Here is a 17,157-nt window from a genome sequence, read left to right on the forward strand (position 1 = left end):
GTCAACCAAAATGGAAGGGCTTTGAGAGTGATGCTCAGGCCCGCAGGAGAGAACGACATGAAGCAGACCTGGCGCTGGTATGGCCCTGACGATCCCGTTTCACTCGCCGATGCCCGACAGGCGGGCGCTACCGGCATTGTGACTGCCCTGCATCACATTCCTAACGGCGAGGTGTGGCCGGTGGAGCAGATTTTGCAGCGCAAAGCGATGATTGAGGCGGCCGGGCTGGTCTGGTCGGTGGTGGAGAGTGTGCCGATCCATGAGGAGATCAAAACTGGCAGCGGGCAGTGCCAGAAGTGGATCAGCAACTATCAGCAGTCGCTGCGCAATCTGGCGCAGTGCGGCATCCACACCGTGTGCTACAACTTCATGCCGATTCTGGACTGGACGCGCACCGACCTGGCGTTCGAGCTGCCGGATGGCGCGAAAGCGCTGCGCTTCGATCAGATTGAATTTGCGGTATTTGAGCTGCATATCCTGCAGCGTCAGGGCGCAGAAAATGATTACAGCGCTGACGAGATAGCCCAGGCCGCTGCGCGCTTCGCCAGCATGAGCAAAGAGCACAAGCTGCGGCTGACGCGTAACATCATCGCCGGATTACCTGGCGCGGAAGAGGGCTACACGCTGGCGCAGTTCCGTGCTCAGCTGGCGCGCTATGACGGCATCGACAAAGCCCGGCTGCGCGAAAACTTCGCCACGTTTCTGCGCGGCATTATCCCGGTCGCTGAAGAGGTCGGTATTCGCATGGCGGTACATCCTGACGATCCGCCGCGCCCGATCCTCGGCCTGCCGCGTATCGTCTCCAATGCCGACGATCTGCAGTGGATGATCGACACCATCGACAGTCCGGCCAACGGCTTCACGATGTGTACCGGCTCCTACGGCGTGCTGGCGGAAAATGATTTAGCCGGCATGGTGAAACGTTTTGGGCCGCGCATCTATTTTGCCCATCTGCGCTCAACCCGGCGTGAAGCCAACCCCAAAACTTTCCACGAAGCCGCGCACCTTGGCGGTGATGTCGATATGTTTGCGGTGATCAAAGCGATTGCCGAAGAGGAGCAGCGCCGTCGTAATGCGGGGCAGGAAGACCTGATCCCGATGCGGCCCGACCACGGGCATCAGATGCTGGACGATCTGCATAAGAAAACTAACCCGGGTTATTCCGCGATTGGCCGGCTGAAAGGTCTGGCTGAGATTCGTGGCGTTGAGCTGGCGATACACCGCGCCTTTTTCTGACGCCGGTCGTCCTGTACCGCTTGCCCGGCGGACGCGCAGTCGCGCCGGACACTGAGGAGTTCACATGCAACACAACCTTGCCGACGCCAGCATTAAGGTGGCGCGGCCCGCATGGCAGCAGCAGCGGCTGGTGCCGCGCATCGTGCACATCGGCTGCGGTGCGTTTCATCGCGCGCATCAGGCGCTCTATCAGCACCATCTGCTGGAGATAAGCGACAGCGACTGGGGCATTTGCGAGGTCAACCTGATGTCGGCCAGCGGCAGACAGCTGGTGGAGCAACTGCGCGCGCAGAATTTGCTCTACAGCGTCACTGAGCAAGGCGCGACGCGTCATGACGTCAAAATCATTGGTTCCGTGCATTCAGCGCTGCACCCGGCGCTGGACGGTTGTGACGGCATTCTTAACGCGCTTGCCCGCGCGGAAACCGCCATCGTCTCGCTGACGGTAACCGAAAAAGGCTATTGCACTCATGGCGCAACCGGGGAACTGGACAGTACCCATCCGCTGATCGTGCACGATCTGGCCCATCCCCGGCAGCCGAAATCCGCCATTGGCTTTATCGTTGAGGCGCTGCGCTTGCGGCGTGAAGCCGGGTTAGCGCCTTTTACCGTGCTGTCATGCGACAATCTGCGTGATAACGGCCACGTCGCGCGGGCTGCGGTCATCGGTCTGGCACAACGGCAGGATGCGGCGCTGGCGGCATGGATTGAGCAACAGGTCACGTTTCCCTGCACCATGGTTGACCGCATCGTGCCGGCCGTGACGGAAGAGACGCAGCGCGAGATTACCGGGCTGCTGGGCATCGCCGATCCCTGCGGTGTCGCCTGTGAGCCGTTTCGTCAGTGGGTGATCGAAGATAACTTCGTGGCGGGACGTCCCGACTGGCAGCGCGTTGGTGCGCAATTTGTTCCGGATGTCGCCCCCTACGAGTTGATGAAACTGCGTCTGCTGAATGGCACACACTCGTTTCTGGCGTATCTCGGCTACCTTGGGGGTTGTGAAACTATCGCTGATACCATGCAGCTGCCCGCTTACCGTCAGGCCGCGCTGTCGCTGATGCTGACTGAACAGCGTGCCACGCTGACGATGCCGGCAGGCAGCGATCTGAACGCATATGCACATCAACTGCTTGAGCGCTTCAGTAATCCGTCGCTGCGCCATCGCACGGCGCAAATTGCCAGCGATGGCAGTCAGAAACTGCCACAGCGCATGCTGGATTCGCTGCGTTATCATCTGCACCACGGCAGTGACTGCCGGCATCTGCTGCTCGGCATCGCGGGCTGGATGCGTTATATCCTCGGCGAAGACGAAAAGGGCGAGCGTTACCCGGTGGCTGATCCGCTGGTCGCTAAGTTTGAGCGGATTAATCAGCAGTTCCCTTCAGGTCCCGCCCGCGTGCAGGCGCTGCTGGGCATTAACGAGATCTTCGCGGATGACTTACCCGCCAATCCGGCCTTTGTTGCCGCCCTGCAACAAACCTATGACCGCCTGTGCCAGCAGGGTGCCAGAGCCGCGGTTGCATCCCTCAATCCGGAGGCCAAATGAAGCGTTTTATGGATGACGATTTTCTGTTGCACAGCGAGGTGGCGCGTCGCCTGTATCATGACGTGGCGGCGGGGATGCCGATCTATGATTATCATTGCCACCTCAATCCGCAGGAGATTGCAGAAGACCGACAGTTTGCCAACCTCGGGCAAATCTGGCTGGAGGGCGATCACTACAAATGGCGCGCACTGCGCGCGGCGGGTGTAGAGGAATCACTGATCACCGGTAACACCACCAGCGATTACGATAAATATCTGGCCTGGGCGCAGACCGTGCCAAAAACGCTCGGCAATCCGCTCTATCACTGGACGCATCTGGAACTGCGCCGGCCGTTCGGTATCACTGACACGCTGTTTGGACCGGAAACCGCACCGCGCATCTGGCATGAGTGTGCGGAGAAGCTGGCCACGCCTGAGTTTTCCGCGCGCGGCATCATGCGCCAGATGAACGTTCGCATGGTGGGCACCACCGACGACCCGGTTGACTCCCTGCAGTACCATCGTCAGATAGCTGAAGACAGCAGCTTTGATATTGAGGTGGCACCGAGCTGGCGTCCGGACCGGGTGTTCAAGATTGAGCTGGAAGGATTCAGCGATTACCTGACCCGGCTGGAAGCCGCCGCGGATGTCAGTATCGACAGCTTTGATGCGCTGCGTGTGGCGTTACTGCGCCGTCTGAACCACTTTTCCGCCCATGGCTGCCGCGCCGCCGACCACGGCATTGAAACGCTGCGCTATGCTGCGGTGCCTGCCGACAGCGTGCTGGATGGCATTCTCGTAAGACGCCGCAGCGGTACGGCGCTGAGCGAGCTGGAGATTGCGCAGTTCAGCACTGCCGTGCTGGTGTGGCTGGGCGCGGAATATGCCCGTCGTGGCTGGGCGATGCAGTTACATATCGGTGCAATCCGCAATAACAGCACGCGCATGTTCCGTCAGCTCGGCCCGGACAGCGGTTTCGACTCCATCGGCGATCATCCTGTTGCCTGGCCGCTGGCGCGCCTGCTGGACGCGATGGACACCAATGACCAGCTGCCAAAAACCATTCTTTACTGCCTCAATCCGCGTGATAACGAAGTGCTGGCTACCATGGCGGGTAACTTTCAGGGTGCAGGCATGGCGGGCAAGATGCAGTTCGGCTCTGGCTGGTGGTTCAACGATCAGCGTGACGGCATGCTGCGGCAACTGGAGCAGCTGGCGCAGATGGGGCTGCTCAGTCAGTTCGTTGGCATGCTGACCGACTCGCGCAGTTTTCTCTCTTATACGCGGCACGAATACTTCCGCCGCATTCTGTGCAATCTGTTTGGCGAGTGGGTGCGTGACGGCATTGTGCCGCACGATGAAGCCGCGCTGGGCGCGATGTTGCAGGATATCTGCTTCCATAACGCCCGACGCTACTTCACCCTTAACCCACGGTGAAAATCACGCCCTGTGTTATAGTGCAGGGTAGAAAATTTGGCGGCCTAATGTCTGAACCAGCAGAAAAGAGCGTTATGAAACCACAAGCTTCAGCACAGCGACCCTATCAGGAAGTGGGCGAGATGCTTCGCAATATGATTACGCAGAAACAGTACGCGATTGGCGAGCGGTTGCCGCCGGAGCGTGAACTGGCGATGCTGCTGAACGTCACGCGCACGCTGGTGCGTGAGGCGCTGATTATGCTGGAGCTGGAAGGGTTGATTGAAGTGCGGCGTGGTGCAGGCATTTACGTGATCAACGACACGCCGGCACCGCGTGCCGCTGCGCAAACCGCCTGCAATGCGGCCGGTCCGTTTGAGATGCTGCAGGCCCGTCAGCTGCTGGAGAGCAATATCGCCGAATTCGCTGCGTTACAGGCGACGCGTGAAGACATCATCAAAATGCGCCAGGCGCTGGCGCTGGAAGAGCGTGAGCTGGCGTCAGGCGCAGTGAACGACAGCGAAAACGGCGACCGCAATTTCCATCTGGCGATAGCCGAAGCCACGCACAACAGCATGCTGGTGGAGCTGTTCAAACAATCCTGGCAGTGGCGCGAAGACAACGTGATGTGGAGCCAGCTGCACCGGCATCTGATCAATACCAACTACCGCAAAAAGTGGCTCGACGATCATAAAAAGATCCTCGCCGCCTTAATCAAGAAAGACGCGCGCGCCGCGAAACAGGCGATGTGGCAGCACCTGGAAAACGTCAAGCAGCTGCTGCTGGAGTTTTCTGATGTGGACGACATTGATTTCGACGGCTACCTGTTTGAGTCATGGCCGCTGTATGCCACTAACGGATCGGATAATTAGCCTGCCGACAGGGCTTCAGCCATAAAAAATCCACGCAAATGCGTGGATTTTATTTTTGCGGGTTCATGAGATAAGTGGAACCTCATGACACCCTGGAAGCCAATCAGACGTTAAACAGGAAGTTCATCACATCGCCATCTTTCACGATGTACTCTTTACCTTCTGAACGCATTTTGCCGGCTTCTTTCGCACCCTGTTCACCTTTGTATGTGATGAAATCTTCGAACGCGATGGTCTGAGCGCGGATAAAGCCTTTTTCGAAGTCGGTGTGGATTTTACCGGCTGCCTGCGGTGCGGTGGCGCCAACCGGGATGGTCCAGGCACGCACTTCTTTCACGCCTGCGGTGAAGTAAGTCTGCAGGTTGAGCAGGGCATAACCGGCGCGGATCACGCGGTTGAGGCCCGGCTCTTCCAGGCCCAGCTCGGCCATGAACTCGTCACGCTCTTCATCTTCCAGCTCGGCGATGTCCGATTCCACTGCCGCACAGACCGGCACCACCACTGAGCCTTCGGCTTCAGCAATCGCGCGCACCTGGTCGAGATACGGGTTGTTCTCGAAACCGTCTTCATTGACATTGGCAATGTACATGGTCGGCTTCAGCGTCAGGAAGCTGAGATAGCGAATCGCCGCTTTCTCATCGGCGTCCAGCGCCAGCGAGCGCAGCATACCGGCGTTTTCGAGATGCGGCAGGCACTTCTCCAGCGCGGCCAGTTCCGCCTTAGCATCTTTGTCGCCGCCTTTGGCTTTCTTCTGGCAGCGCTGAATGGCACGTTCGCAGGTGTCGAGATCCGACAGTGCCAGCTCGGTGTTGATGACATCAATATCTTCCGCCGGGTTTACTTTACCGGAGACGTGGATGATGTTGTCGTTTTCAAAGCAGCGTACCACGTGGCCGATGGCTTCAGTTTCGCGGATGTTGGTCAGGAACTGGTTGCCCAGGCCTTCACCTTTGGACGCGCCTTTTACCAGACCGGCGATGTCCACGAACTCCATGGTGGTTGGCACCACGCGCTGTGGCTTAACAATCTCGCTCAGCTGATCGAGGCGCAGGTCAGGCATCGGCACCACGCCGGTGTTGGGCTCGATGGTGCAGAACGGAAAGTTGGCTGCTTCGATACCCGCTTTGGTCAGCGCGTTGAACAGGGTGGATTTACCGACGTTCGGCAGGCCCACAATACCGCATTTAAATCCCATGATCTTACCTTTCTCACTGAGTGTGCAGCGCTGGCAGACAGCGCCGACTGATTCAAAAATTTTCGCGCATTATACACAGAATTCCCTGCGGCGGCGCGGGAATTGGCTTAGCTGGCTTTGAAGGCGTGCAGGCGGTTCATCGCCTTGATCTTGTCCTCTTTCAGCCACAGCTCGGTGCAGCGCACCGCTTCGTCGACCGCCTCGTCAATCAGCTTCTGCTCGCTGGCCGGTGCCTTGCCGAGCACAAATCCGGTGACCTTGTTACGATCGCCCGGATGGCCGATACCGACGCGCAGGCGATGAAAATTGTTGTTATTACCGAGCTTGCTGATGATGTCTTTCAGGCCGTTATGACCGCCATGGCCGCCGCCCTGTTTGAATTTTGCCACGCCTGGCGGCAGGTCCATTTCATCGTGTGCCACCAAAATCTCTTCCGGCGTAATGCGATAGAACGTTGCCATCGCCGCCACCGCTTTGCCGCTCAGGTTCATAAAGGTGGTGGGCACCAGCAGGCGCACATCCTCGCCGGCCAGCGACAGGCGCGCGGTGTAGCCGAAAAATTTCGGCTCCTCTTTGAGGGACTGATTATGGCGCGAGCAAAGTAAATCCACATACCAGGCGCCAGCGTTATGGCGCGTTGCCGCGTATTCAGCGCCGGGATTGGCCAGCCCCACAATCAGTTTAATGCTGCTCACGATGTTTATCCTGTCTCGCTGCGAAAGGGCGATAGTTTACTGCCTGCCGGCGGGGATGACAAAGGGCGTAATGGCAGATTAATGACCTGAGGTGACTAATCAATTTCTATCGAAATCAAGGTACTGGCGGTAAAGTTTTGTCAGACATTGTGAAGGATGTGTGATCCTGTACGCATCTTAACCGCCAGCCATTGCCTAAACTTATGGCCAGTTAACCAAACGTGCTGTTTTCTGCGTTGCTGAAAAGGATGGAGGTGAATCATGAAACGTCAACACTGCCGCACCGTCGGTAATGGTTTGATGTGTCTCGGCTTGTTAACCATGGTGCTCGGGGTGGGTTATTCCATCATTAACCAGCTGCCGTCGGTCAACCTGCCGCAGTTCCTCGCGCATGGAGCGATGTTCAGTATTTTCGTGGGTGCGCTACTGTGGCTGGTCGGCGCACGTGTCAGCGGGCGGGAGAGGGTGGAAGACCGCTATTACTGGCTGCGTCACTACGGTGATAAACGCTGCCGTCGCGATCACCACTCAACGCACTAACCGGCTTCCGCCATTGCCGCCTGCGGCGTCTGATAACCTTCGACGCGGTTACGTCCGGCGGCTTTAGCGCGATACAAGGCTTCATCAGCCAGCGCCAGCAGGGCGGGAAACGCCTGATGCCGCTGGCTGGCAGTGGCAAAGCCAATGCTCACTGTATAACCGATGTCGTTGGGTAGCGACAGCTGTGTCGCCAGCCGGATACGCTCACAGATGCGCTGCGCCTGCTCACTGTCGCCAGGAAGCAACGCGGCAAATTCCTCACCGCCCAGCCGGGCAAACTGACCCTCAACCGGCATTAACGCTTTTACCACCTGACAAAAATCCACCAGCACCCGATCCCCCTGCTGATGGCCATAGCGATCGTTAATGCTTTTGAAATGATCGAGGTCGAACAGCACTGCACTGTAAATATAGGGCTGCGGCAAACGTGCGTGGCGCAGCAGCAGTTTTTCTGCGGCCTCAAACAATGCGCGCCGGTTCCAGACGCCGGTAAGCGGATCGTGCAGCGACGCCAGCTTATGGGCGATCTGCGTACGCTCATTGACCATCGCCAGGATAGTGAATGTCAGGCCGATGACGAAGAGGATCGACTCCAGAATCACATACACCGAAAAGCCGGACCCGCCAATGGCGCCCGGTACGGGGGTGGCTACCGCATCGTCAAGGAAAATGCGCGCCAGATGGAACAGTAAGTGGATCCACAGCAGTATCTGCGCGGGCCAGAAAGTGACGGTCAGCGAGGCGCGTGCCTGCCACAGCAGACGAATCAGCGCGGCGGTAAAGATGATGCACAGCAGGCACATGACCAGCACGCGTTTCGGCTGGCCGTGATAGAACTGCGGAAAGGCGCAAAGCAGGGCCCACAGCAGCGCGCCAGTGATCCAGCAAAAACCGAGCGGAAGGCGGCAAAAAGTACGAAAGGCGTTGAGCAGGGTGCCGTAGGCCAGCAGCATAATGACATTCCCGACCGCCACCGGCAAAAAGTGCAAACCGGCGCTGCGCAGGCTGCTGAGCAGCACGGCGGCAAGCGTCAGTATTAGCGTCAGGGTGGTAAAACCCAGCACCCGGTCGTACTGCGCCCCGACCCAGGCAAAAATCAAAATAATGCTCAGAAACCCCAGCACGTAGAGCTCGCAAATAAACAACGTATAAATGTCGAGTGGCATGGTGGTCGGAGTTCTCAGCAAAAGTGTGGTGAAAAATATCACTAATCACTGGACCGCTAAAGCCCGGATGCGCTTGTCTGATAAAAAGAGTGGAAGGCGGGGAGATTGGCGTATTTTGAGGCCATTTATCGCGCAAATAGTGGCGGCGGAAGCGGCTTTATCGGGATGTTACTCTGCGCACAGGCAATAAAAAACCGGGCAGGGCGCCCGGTTTTTCGCGAACAATTAATGTTCGAACATCGCCGAAATCGATTCTTCGTTGCTGATACGACGAATGGCTTCGGCCAGCATGCCAGACAGCGTCAGCGTACGCACGTTAGGCAGTGACTTCATCTCTTCCGACAGCGGAATGGTGTCGCAAACAATCACCTGATCAATCACTGATTTGCGCAGATTTTCCACCGCGTTGCCAGAGAAGATTGGGTGGGTGGCGTAAGCGAACACGCGTTTCGCGCCGCGCTCTTTCAGTGCTTCAGCCGCTTTGCACAGCGTACCGCCGGTGTCGATCATATCGTCGACCAGTACGCAGTCACGACCGGCAACGTCACCGATGATGTGCATCACCTGCGACACGTTCGCACGCGGGCGACGTTTGTCGATGATGGCCATGTCGGTGTCGTTGAGCAGTTTGGCGATAGCGCGAGCGCGCACTACGCCACCGATGTCCGGCGAAACCACAATCGGGTTTTCCAGACCAATCTGCAGCATATCTTCCAGCAGAATCGGGCTACCGAACACGTTATCCACCGGGACATCAAAGAAGCCCTGGATCTGTTCAGCGTGCAGGTCAACCGTCAGTACACGGTCCACGCCGACGCTGGAGAGGAAATCAGCCACAACTTTGGCGGTAATTGGCACGCGGGCAGAACGCACGCGGCGGTCCTGACGGGCATAGCCAAAGTAAGGGATTACAGCAGTAATACGACCAGCAGAAGCCCGACGCAGTGCGTCGACCATCACAACCAGCTCCATCAAGTTATCATTGGTGGGGGCACAGGTGGACTGGATGATGAAAATATCACCACCGCGTACATTTTCATTAATCTGTACACTTACTTCGCCATCGCTGAAACGGCCGACAGCGGCGTCTCCGAGGCTGGTGTAAAGGCGGTTGGCAATACGTTGTGCTAGTTCCGGGGTGGCGTTACCAGCAAATAGCTTCATATCAGGCACGAGAAGAACCTCAGGCTTGGCGTCCAGAGAATGAACCGCTCAAAAATAACCGGCGAATACATTTGAGCCTGTTCATACGGGTGTGTTAATGCGTCACGTGCAGTGTCTGGAACAGGGTGACACTGTCACGTTTACGCTTAGAGCCCGGAAAGGGTACGCTGTAACGGCGAGAGATTAAGCCCACGCGCCACAAATCCGCACATCCATTTCGGGGCAAGCTCCAGCACCTGACGAGCAGCGGACTCGGTGTCAAATTCAGCAAACACGCAAGCGCCGGTCCCTGTCAGGCGCGACGGCGCGTATTCTAGCAGCCAGGAAAGCAGCGCATCAACCTCACGAAAACGTTTTCTTGCTACCGCTTCACAATCATTGTGAAAAGGACGCTGCAACAGTTCATCTAATGTGCGTATTGGTGAATCGCGCGTCAGTTCAGGATCGCGAAACAGATCCGGGGTGGCGATGCTGACGCCAGGATGGGCCACCAGATACCATTTTTCCGCCGGAAACGCGGGCTGCAATTGCTCGCCGACCCCTTCGGCAAACGCCGCATGGCCGCGCACGAATACCGGCACATCGGCACCGAGGCGCACGCCAAGCGTAGCCAGCTCATCCACGCTGAGCTGGGTGCGCCACAGATGGTTCAGCGCCACCAGCACCGTCGCGGCATCAGACGAGCCACCGCCCAGACCACCGCCCATCGGCAGGCGCTTCTCCAGCGCGATCCGGGCACCGGCCTGCGGCGGCAGGGTGCCTTTGTCCGCCGCTGCGGCACGCAGCGCCAGCGCCGCCCGCACGATCAGGTTGTCTTCATCGGCCACGCCGTCGAGCGGCGTCAGCAGGGTGATATTGCCGCTGTTATCCGGGGTAATCTCCAGGGTGTCGCCAACATCGAGAAACTGAAACAGCGTCTGCAAATTGTGGTAGCCGTCTGCACGACGGCCGGTAATGTAGAGAAACAGGTTGAGCTTTGCCGGCGCGGGCCAGGTGGTGATCATTGTGTGGTCCAGCTATCCATGCGCAGTTTGATGCGCTGACCGCCTTCGGTCAGTTCGAGGTTGGCCGGCAGCGGCGGGTTCACCTTGCTGTCGTAATCGCTGATATTCACCTTCCACTGCTGGCCGTTGCGGCTGTAGGTCAGGCTTTGCAGCTGATAATTGTTGTTCAGCTGATAGTCGCTGGCGTCGCCAGGCAGACCCATCATCCACTGACGCAGGTTCGCCAGCGGAATATCCATGCCGGTGAGCTGGGAAATCATCTTCTCCGCGTCGTTGCTGACGTAGCGTTTGCCTTTGTTATCGACAATCTGCACCACCGAACCCTGCGCGTCGAGCTGCAGTTCTGTGCTGCCGAGCGGGTTAGTCAGCAGCAGACGGTAACGGTCTGCAGCAGTTTGCTGCCAGTTGAAGCGGGCATAAACCTTCTGCTTATCCGACAGATAGGCAAACGCGCCGCGCGTCTGGTACTGGGTAATTTTCGCTACCGCCTGCTGATGTTGCTGCCACTGCGGCGATGTCGTGCTGGGACCGGGACCTTGCTGGGGTTTGTTGATGCTACAGGCAGCCAGCAACACGCTGGCAAGGGGCAAAAGGCGCAACAGCTGGCGCGGGGGCAAATGCATCACGTGGTCGTCTCCTCAGACACGTTTTTACGTCGTAACCGGTAACGCTAACCATCCGTCTCTGTGCCGTCAATGGCGATGTCAGGATAATTGCGCACGATCAGTTTAATCTTATTACAGTCATAGGCTTTGTATGGCTTTTCTTGATCTGTTGCATCTTGTAGAATGCGCAGCACAAAACCTGACAATTATTGGGACTTCCCAACCCGAATCACCATGACGCTGCTTGCTCTCGGAATCAACCACAAAACCGCACCTGTTGCGCTGCGCGAACGTGTTTCGTTCACGCCAGACACGCTGGACCAGGCGCTGAACAGCTTGCTGTCTCAGCCGATGGTGCAGAGCGGGGTGGTGCTTTCTACCTGTAACCGGACGGAACTCTACCTCAGCGTAGAGCAGCAGACCGATCTGCAGGAGCAGCTGGTGCGCTGGTTGTGCGAGTATCACGACTTACGTGAAGAGGACGTGCGCAACAGCCTGTACTGGCATCAGGACAACGCGGCAGTCAGCCACCTGATGCGCGTGGCCAGCGGGCTCGACTCGCTGGTGCTGGGCGAGCCACAGATTCTCGGTCAGGTCAAAAAAGCCCATGCTGACTCCTCGCGCGACCATGCGCTGAGCAGCGAGCTGGAACGCATGTTCCAGAAAACCTTCTCGGTGGCCAAGCGCGTGCGCACCGAAACCGAAATCGGCGCCAGCGCGGTGTCGGTCGCCTTCGCTGCCTGCTCCTTAGCCCGTCAGATTTTCGAATCACTCAGCAGCGTTAACGTGCTGCTGGTCGGTGCCGGTGAAACCATCGAACTGGTGGCGCGTCACCTGCGCGAACACAGCGTGCGCAAACTGATGATCGCCAACCGCACGCGCGAACGCGCACAGCTGCTGGCGGACGAAGTGGGCGCCGAAGTGATCGGTCTCGCCGATATTGAAACCCGCCTGGCCGATGCCGATATCATTATCTCCTCCACCGCCAGTCCGCTGCCGATTATTGGCAAAGGCATGGTGGAACGGGCGCTGAAGGCGCGCCGCAACCAGCCTATGCTGCTGGTGGATATCGCCGTGCCGCGTGATGTTGAGCCGGAAGTGGGCAAGCTGGCCAACGCCTACCTGTACAGCGTGGATGATCTGCAGGCGATCATCGAGCAGAACATGGCGCAGCGCAAAGCGGCGGCGGTGCAGGCGGAAAGCATTGTGGTGCAGGAGAGCGGTGAATTCATGGCCTGGCTGCGCGCGCAAAGCGCCGGTGAGACCATCCGCGAATACCGCGCGCAGGCTGACGACGTGCGCGCCGAGCTGCAGGATCGTGCGCTGGCGGCATTGCGTCAGGGTGCTGATGCCGAAAAAGTCTTGCAGGAGCTGGCACACAAGCTCACCAACCGTTTAATTCATGCACCAACCAAATCACTGCAGCAGGCCGCGCGCGACGGCGACAGCGAACGCCTGCAGATCTTACGTGACAGCCTCGGTTTAGAGTAATCTGGTCTGTCACGACCTATCACTGGGATACCCTCTATTAGATGAAGAGCTCGATTGTTGCCAAGCTGGAAGCGCTGCAGGAACGCCATGAAGAAGTTGAAGCGTTACTGGGCGATGCCGGCGTAATTGGCGATCAGGACCGTTTCCGCGCGTTATCACGTGAATATGCCCAGCTGAGCGACGTCACCCGTTGTTTCCGCGAATGGCAGCAGGTGCAGGAAGATGTCGAAACGGCTGAAATGCTGCTCGACGATGCGGAAATGCGCGACATGGCGCAGGAAGAGTTGAAACTATCGCGCGAAAAGCGCGAGGTGCTGGAACAGCAGCTTCAGGTGCTGCTGCTGCCGAAAGATCCCGACGATGAACGTCCGTGCTTTATCGAAGTGCGCGCCGGCACCGGTGGCGACGAAGCGGCGATTTTCGCCGGCGATCTGTTCCGCATGTACAGCCGCTATGCCGAAGCGCGCCGCTGGCAGGTGGAGATCATGAGCGCCAACGATGGCGAGCATGGCGGCTACAAAGAAGTCATTGCGCGTATCACCGGTGACGGGGCTTACGGTCGCATGAAGTTTGAATCCGGCGGTCATCGCGTGCAGCGCGTGCCGGAAACCGAATCGCAGGGGCGCATTCACACTTCCGCCTGTACCGTGGCGGTGATGCCGGAGCTGCCGGAAGCCGAACTACCGGACATCAATCCGGGCGATCTGAAAATTGATACCTTCCGCTCTTCTGGCGCGGGCGGTCAGCACGTTAACACCACCGATTCGGCGATCCGTATCACCCACCTGCCAACCGGCATCGTGGTGGAGTGCCAGGATGAGCGCTCGCAGCACAAAAACAAAGCCAAAGCGCTGGCGGTGCTGGGTGCACGCATTCACGCAGCGGAAATGGCGAAGCGCCAGGCGGCGGAAGCCTCAACGCGGCGTAACCTGCTGGGCAGCGGCGACCGTTCCGACAGAATCCGTACCTATAACTTCCCGCAGGGTCGCGTCACCGATCACCGCATCAACCTGACACTCTACCGCCTCGACGAAACCATGGAAGGCAAGCTGGATACGCTGATCGAGCCGATTGTGCAGGAGTATCAGGCTGACCAGCTGGCCGCACTGGCCGGGCAGGAGTGATGAACGTCCGGCGCTGGCTGCAACAGGCGCAGGCTGCGTTGTGCGGAGGCGATAGCCCGAAGCGCGATGCGGAGATTCTGCTGGGTTTTGTCACCGGCAAGTCGCGCAGCTGGCTGATAGCGTTTGACGACAGCCCGCTCGATGATGCGCAACTGGCACAGCTGGAGACGTTACTGGCACGCCGCGTGCGCGGTGAGCCGATTGCGCATCTGGTGGGCGAACGCGAGTTCTGGTCGCTGCCGCTGCGCGTCAGTGATGCCACGCTGATTCCACGTCCGGATACCGAAGTGCTGGTGGAGCAGGCGCTGCTGCGGCTGCCCGCGACGCCCTCCGCGGTGCTCGATCTCGGTACCGGCACCGGCGCCATTGCGCTGGCGCTGGCCAGCGAGCGGCCCGATTGTCAGATTACCGGCTGCGACCGCATCGCCGCCGCGGTTGCGCTGGCGCAGGACAACGCCCAGCGCCTGCACCTCACCAACGCCGGATTTGTGCGCAGCCACTGGTTCGACGATCTGCCCGCCCAACGTTTCGATCTGATTGTCAGCAATCCGCCTTACATTGATGCCGCCGATGAACATCTGCAGCAGGGCGACGTGCGTTTTGAGCCGCTCAGCGCGCTGGTAGCGGAAGAGGCCGGGCTGGCCGATTTACGATTAATTATTGAACGCGCGCCGCACTGGTTGCAGCCGCAGGGTTGGCTGCTGCTGGAACACGGCTGGCAGCAGGGCGCGGCTGTACGCGCGCTGTTAACCCGTAATGGCTTTCAGGCGGTCACCACCGTTGAGGATTACGGCGGCAATCCGCGCGTCACGCTTGGACAACTTACTTAAGGAAGCACTATGGCCAGCTGGTATCCGCTGATTAAAAATTTCCATCTGCTGACAGTCGCGATCACCATCACGCTGTTTCTGCTGCGTTTTTACTGGCTGACCACCGGATCTGCCCTGCTGCAGCGCCGCTGGGTGCGCATTGCGCCGCACATCAACGATACATTCCTGCTGCTCAGCGGTGCACTGCTGGTGCTGATTACCCACTTTTATCCGTTTACCCCACAAGGAAGCTGGCTGACGGAGAAGCTGTTAGCGGTTATCATCTACATCGCCTTAGGTTCCGTGGCATTGAGTCGTCGCCCGCGCAGCATGGCGACCCGCTGGGTCGCCTGTTTAGTCGCCGTGGTCGCATTATTACTGGTGATTAAACTGGCGATGACCAAAATGCCGTTATTGGGGATAGTATGACCTCGCCAGTGCAACTTGATTACAGTGAAACACCGTTAAGTGAAGCGGTGATTGGCGCGACCTGCGCCATACGCAATGATTTTTCCGCGCCTTCCGTCCAGCAGCAGCTGGCTGACCTGGTTGAAGAGGCGCGGCGCTATGTCAGTAGCGAACAGGATGCGGATCTGCAGCTGGAGAAGCTGCTCGATCTGTTTTACCAGCAGTGGGGCTTTGGCGGTGCCAGCGGCGTGTACAATCTGTCAGACGCGCTGTGGATCGATAAAGTGCTGAAGAGCCGGCAGGGAACGGCGGTGTCGCTCGGCGTGATTTTGCTGCACATTGCGGATGAGCTTGAGCTGCCGCTGATGCCGGTGATTTTCCCGACGCAGCTGATACTGCGTGCCGACTGGCTCGACGGTGAAATGTGGCTGATCAATCCGTTCAACGGTGAAACGCTCGACACCCATACGCTGGAAGTGTGGCTGAAGGGCAATATCAGCCCGACGGCAAAGCTCTATTCTGACGACCTCGATGAAGCGAAAACCGTCAGCGTGATGCGCAAAATGCTCGACACGCTGAAAGCGGCGCTGATGGATGAGAAGCAGATGGAGCTGGCGCTCAACGTCAGCCAGGTACTGTTGCAAATCGACCCGGACGATCCCTATGAGATTCGCGACCGCGGTTTGATTTACGCCCAGCTGGAGTGCGAGCATATCGCACTGACCGATTTGACCTATTTCGTTGAACAGTGTCCTGAAGACCCGGTCAGCGAGATGATTAAAGTGCAGATCCACGCAATTGAACAGAAACAGGTGACGCTGCACTAAGCGTCCCCCGACATTTAAGGAAAGGGCATGACACAGAAAGTAGTGAGTATCGGCGATATCAAGGTCGCAAACGATCTGCCATTTGTTCTCTTTGGCGGCATGAACGTGCTGGAATCCCAGGATCTCGCCATGCGCATCTGCGAACATTACGTGAAGGTTACCGACAAGCTCGGCATTCCGTATGTGTTCAAAGCCTCTTTTGACAAAGCCAACCGCTCTTCCATCAAGTCTTACCGTGGCCCTGGCCTCGACGAAGGCATGAAAATTTTCCAGGCGCTGAAGCAGGCGTTCGGCGTGAAAATTATCACTGACGTGCACGAAAGTTGGCAGGCGCAGCCGGTCGCCGACGTGGTGGACGTGATTCAGCTGCCGGCCTTCCTGGCGCGTCAGACCGATCTGGTGGAAGCGATGGCGAAAACCGGTGCCGTGATCAACGTGAAGAAGCCGCAGTTCGTCAGCCCAGGCCAGATGGGCAATATCGTCGATAAGTTTGCCGAAGGCGGCAACGACAAGGTGATTCTGTGCGACCGCGGCAGTAACTTCGGGTATGACAACCTGGTGGTTGATATGCTCGGTTTCAACGTGATGAAGAAAGTCACTAACAACAGCCCGGTGATTTTTGACGTTACCCATGCGCTGCAGACGCGCGATCCGTTTGGCGCGGCTTCCGGTGGTCGTCGTGCGCAGGTTGCCGAACTGGCGCGTGCGGGCATGGCGGTAGGCATCGCCGGTCTGTTCATCGAAGCGCACCCGGAACCGAACAGCGCCAAATGCGATGGCCCGTCCGCGCTGCCGCTCGATAAGCTGGAACCGTTCCTGGCGCAGATGAAAGCGATTGACGATCTGGTTAAAAGCTTCCCGGAGCTGGATACCAGTAACTGATTTGTCATAGCAACAGCAAAGGCACCCGCGGGTGCCTTTGTAATAGAATGGTAAATTCTGTCGCAGGCGCTTAACAACGAAGGGATTACATAAAGTATCAACTGAAATTGACCGTCAAAACCATCTAAAATATTTCACGTAGATAGCACCCATGGCAATGACCCAGAGCAGAGTCAATAACAGCCCATAATGAGGGAAA

At 58.1% G+C, this 17,157-nt stretch carries 17 protein-coding genes; 11 read left to right on the plus strand and 6 right to left on the minus strand.

The genetic code is table 11. The annotated features are described in order from the left end of the window. Positions 1 to 57 precede the first annotated feature (57 nt). The 4 genes from uxuA to uxuR all read left to right on the plus strand — a co-directional run bounded on the left by uxuA (position 58) and on the right by uxuR (position 5,048). Entirely contained in the window at positions 58 to 1,236 is a 1,179-nt protein-coding gene (gene uxuA / locus F3I21_RS00165; RefSeq protein WP_150057853.1) for a mannonate dehydratase, read from the plus strand. A gap of 64 nt (positions 1,237 to 1,300) precedes the next feature. After that, entirely contained in the window at positions 1,301 to 2,782 is a 1,482-nt protein-coding gene (locus F3I21_RS00170) for a fructuronate reductase (RefSeq protein ID WP_150057855.1), read from the plus strand. Further along, entirely contained in the window at positions 2,779 to 4,197 is a 1,419-nt protein-coding gene (gene uxaC / locus F3I21_RS00175) for a glucuronate isomerase (RefSeq protein ID WP_150057857.1), read from the plus strand. Before F3I21_RS00170 ends, uxaC begins: the two co-directional genes overlap by 4 nt. 74 nt (positions 4,198 to 4,271) lie before the next feature. Then, a complete protein-coding gene (uxuR, locus tag F3I21_RS00180; RefSeq protein ID WP_031280188.1) occupies positions 4,272 to 5,048 on the plus strand; it encodes a Uxu operon transcriptional regulator in 777 nt (258 codons plus the stop codon). A 103-nt stretch (positions 5,049 to 5,151) separates the two neighbouring features. Here the strand turns inward: uxuR and ychF are convergent, their stop codons facing one another. Together ychF and pth are read right to left on the minus strand one after the other, a co-directional pair. Continuing rightward, positions 5,152 to 6,243 carry a redox-regulated ATPase YchF gene (gene ychF / locus F3I21_RS00185; protein ID WP_021509931.1) on the minus strand — a complete coding sequence of 364 codons (1,092 nt, stop codon included), beginning with the start codon at positions 6,241 to 6,243 and terminating at the stop codon, positions 5,152 to 5,154. A 107-nt stretch (positions 6,244 to 6,350) separates the two neighbouring features. Next, entirely contained in the window at positions 6,351 to 6,938 is a 588-nt protein-coding gene (gene pth / locus F3I21_RS00190; protein ID WP_021509932.1) for an aminoacyl-tRNA hydrolase, read from the minus strand. A gap of 261 nt (positions 6,939 to 7,199) precedes the next feature. On the opposite strand from pth, the gene ychH reads away from it, so the two are divergent. Next, a complete protein-coding gene (gene ychH, locus F3I21_RS00195) occupies positions 7,200 to 7,478 on the plus strand; it encodes a stress-induced protein YchH (protein ID WP_021509933.1) in 279 nt (92 codons plus the stop codon). Here ychH and F3I21_RS00200 read toward each other — a convergent pair. The 4 genes from F3I21_RS00200 to lolB all read right to left on the minus strand — a co-directional run bounded on the left by F3I21_RS00200 (position 7,475) and on the right by lolB (position 11,435). Continuing rightward, positions 7,475 to 8,644, minus strand: coding sequence for a GGDEF domain-containing protein (locus tag F3I21_RS00200; RefSeq protein ID WP_058757486.1), 1,170 nt, complete (start codon positions 8,642 to 8,644; stop codon positions 7,475 to 7,477). The two genes, ychH and F3I21_RS00200, sit on opposite strands and share 4 nt — an antisense overlap. 225 nt (positions 8,645 to 8,869) lie before the next feature. Continuing rightward, the gene (prs, locus tag F3I21_RS00205; protein WP_006118899.1) at positions 8,870 to 9,817 is read right to left on the minus strand and encodes a ribose-phosphate diphosphokinase; all 948 of its coding nucleotides are present in this window, start codon (positions 9,815 to 9,817) and stop codon (positions 8,870 to 8,872) included. Positions 9,818 to 9,954: 137 nt separating this feature from the next. Continuing rightward, entirely contained in the window at positions 9,955 to 10,812 is an 858-nt protein-coding gene (gene ispE / locus F3I21_RS00210; protein WP_150057859.1) for a 4-(cytidine 5'-diphospho)-2-C-methyl-D-erythritol kinase, read from the minus strand. Continuing rightward, positions 10,809 to 11,435, minus strand: coding sequence for a lipoprotein insertase outer membrane protein LolB (gene lolB / locus F3I21_RS00215; RefSeq protein WP_021509937.1), 627 nt, complete (start codon positions 11,433 to 11,435; stop codon positions 10,809 to 10,811). The genes ispE and lolB overlap by 4 nt, the downstream gene beginning before the upstream one ends. A gap of 216 nt (positions 11,436 to 11,651) precedes the next feature. Between lolB and hemA the strand changes: the two genes are divergently transcribed. The 6 genes from hemA to kdsA are packed head-to-tail and all read left to right on the plus strand — an operon-like array spanning position 11,652 to position 16,958. After that, a complete protein-coding gene (gene hemA / locus F3I21_RS00220; protein WP_021509939.1) occupies positions 11,652 to 12,908 on the plus strand; it encodes a glutamyl-tRNA reductase in 1,257 nt (418 codons plus the stop codon). Positions 12,909 to 12,949: 41 nt separating this feature from the next. Then, positions 12,950 to 14,032 carry a peptide chain release factor 1 gene (gene prfA / locus F3I21_RS00225; protein WP_021509940.1) on the plus strand — a complete coding sequence of 361 codons (1,083 nt, stop codon included), beginning with the start codon at positions 12,950 to 12,952 and terminating at the stop codon, positions 14,030 to 14,032. Continuing rightward, complete coding sequence (gene prmC / locus F3I21_RS00230) at positions 14,032 to 14,862, plus strand: peptide chain release factor N(5)-glutamine methyltransferase (protein ID WP_150057861.1); 831 nt, start codon at positions 14,032 to 14,034, stop codon at positions 14,860 to 14,862. Before prfA ends, prmC begins: the two co-directional genes overlap by 1 nt. 9 nt (positions 14,863 to 14,871) lie before the next feature. Further along, positions 14,872 to 15,270: a SirB2 family protein gene (locus F3I21_RS00235; protein ID WP_058757490.1), complete on the plus strand. Its 399-nt coding sequence runs from the start codon at positions 14,872 to 14,874 to the stop codon at positions 15,268 to 15,270. Beyond that, the gene (gene sirB1 / locus F3I21_RS00240; protein WP_021509943.1) at positions 15,267 to 16,076 is read left to right on the plus strand and encodes an invasion regulator SirB1; all 810 of its coding nucleotides are present in this window, start codon (positions 15,267 to 15,269) and stop codon (positions 16,074 to 16,076) included. The genes F3I21_RS00235 and sirB1 overlap by 4 nt, the downstream gene beginning before the upstream one ends. 27 nt (positions 16,077 to 16,103) lie before the next feature. Next, positions 16,104 to 16,958: a 3-deoxy-8-phosphooctulonate synthase gene (gene kdsA, locus F3I21_RS00245; protein ID WP_021509944.1), complete on the plus strand. Its 855-nt coding sequence runs from the start codon at positions 16,104 to 16,106 to the stop codon at positions 16,956 to 16,958. Positions 16,959 to 17,157 lie beyond the last annotated feature (199 nt).

The sequence above is a fragment of the Pantoea sp. B_9 genome, from assembly GCF_008632015.1.
GTDB classification, from domain to species: domain Bacteria; phylum Pseudomonadota; class Gammaproteobacteria; order Enterobacterales; family Enterobacteriaceae; genus Pantoea; species Pantoea dispersa.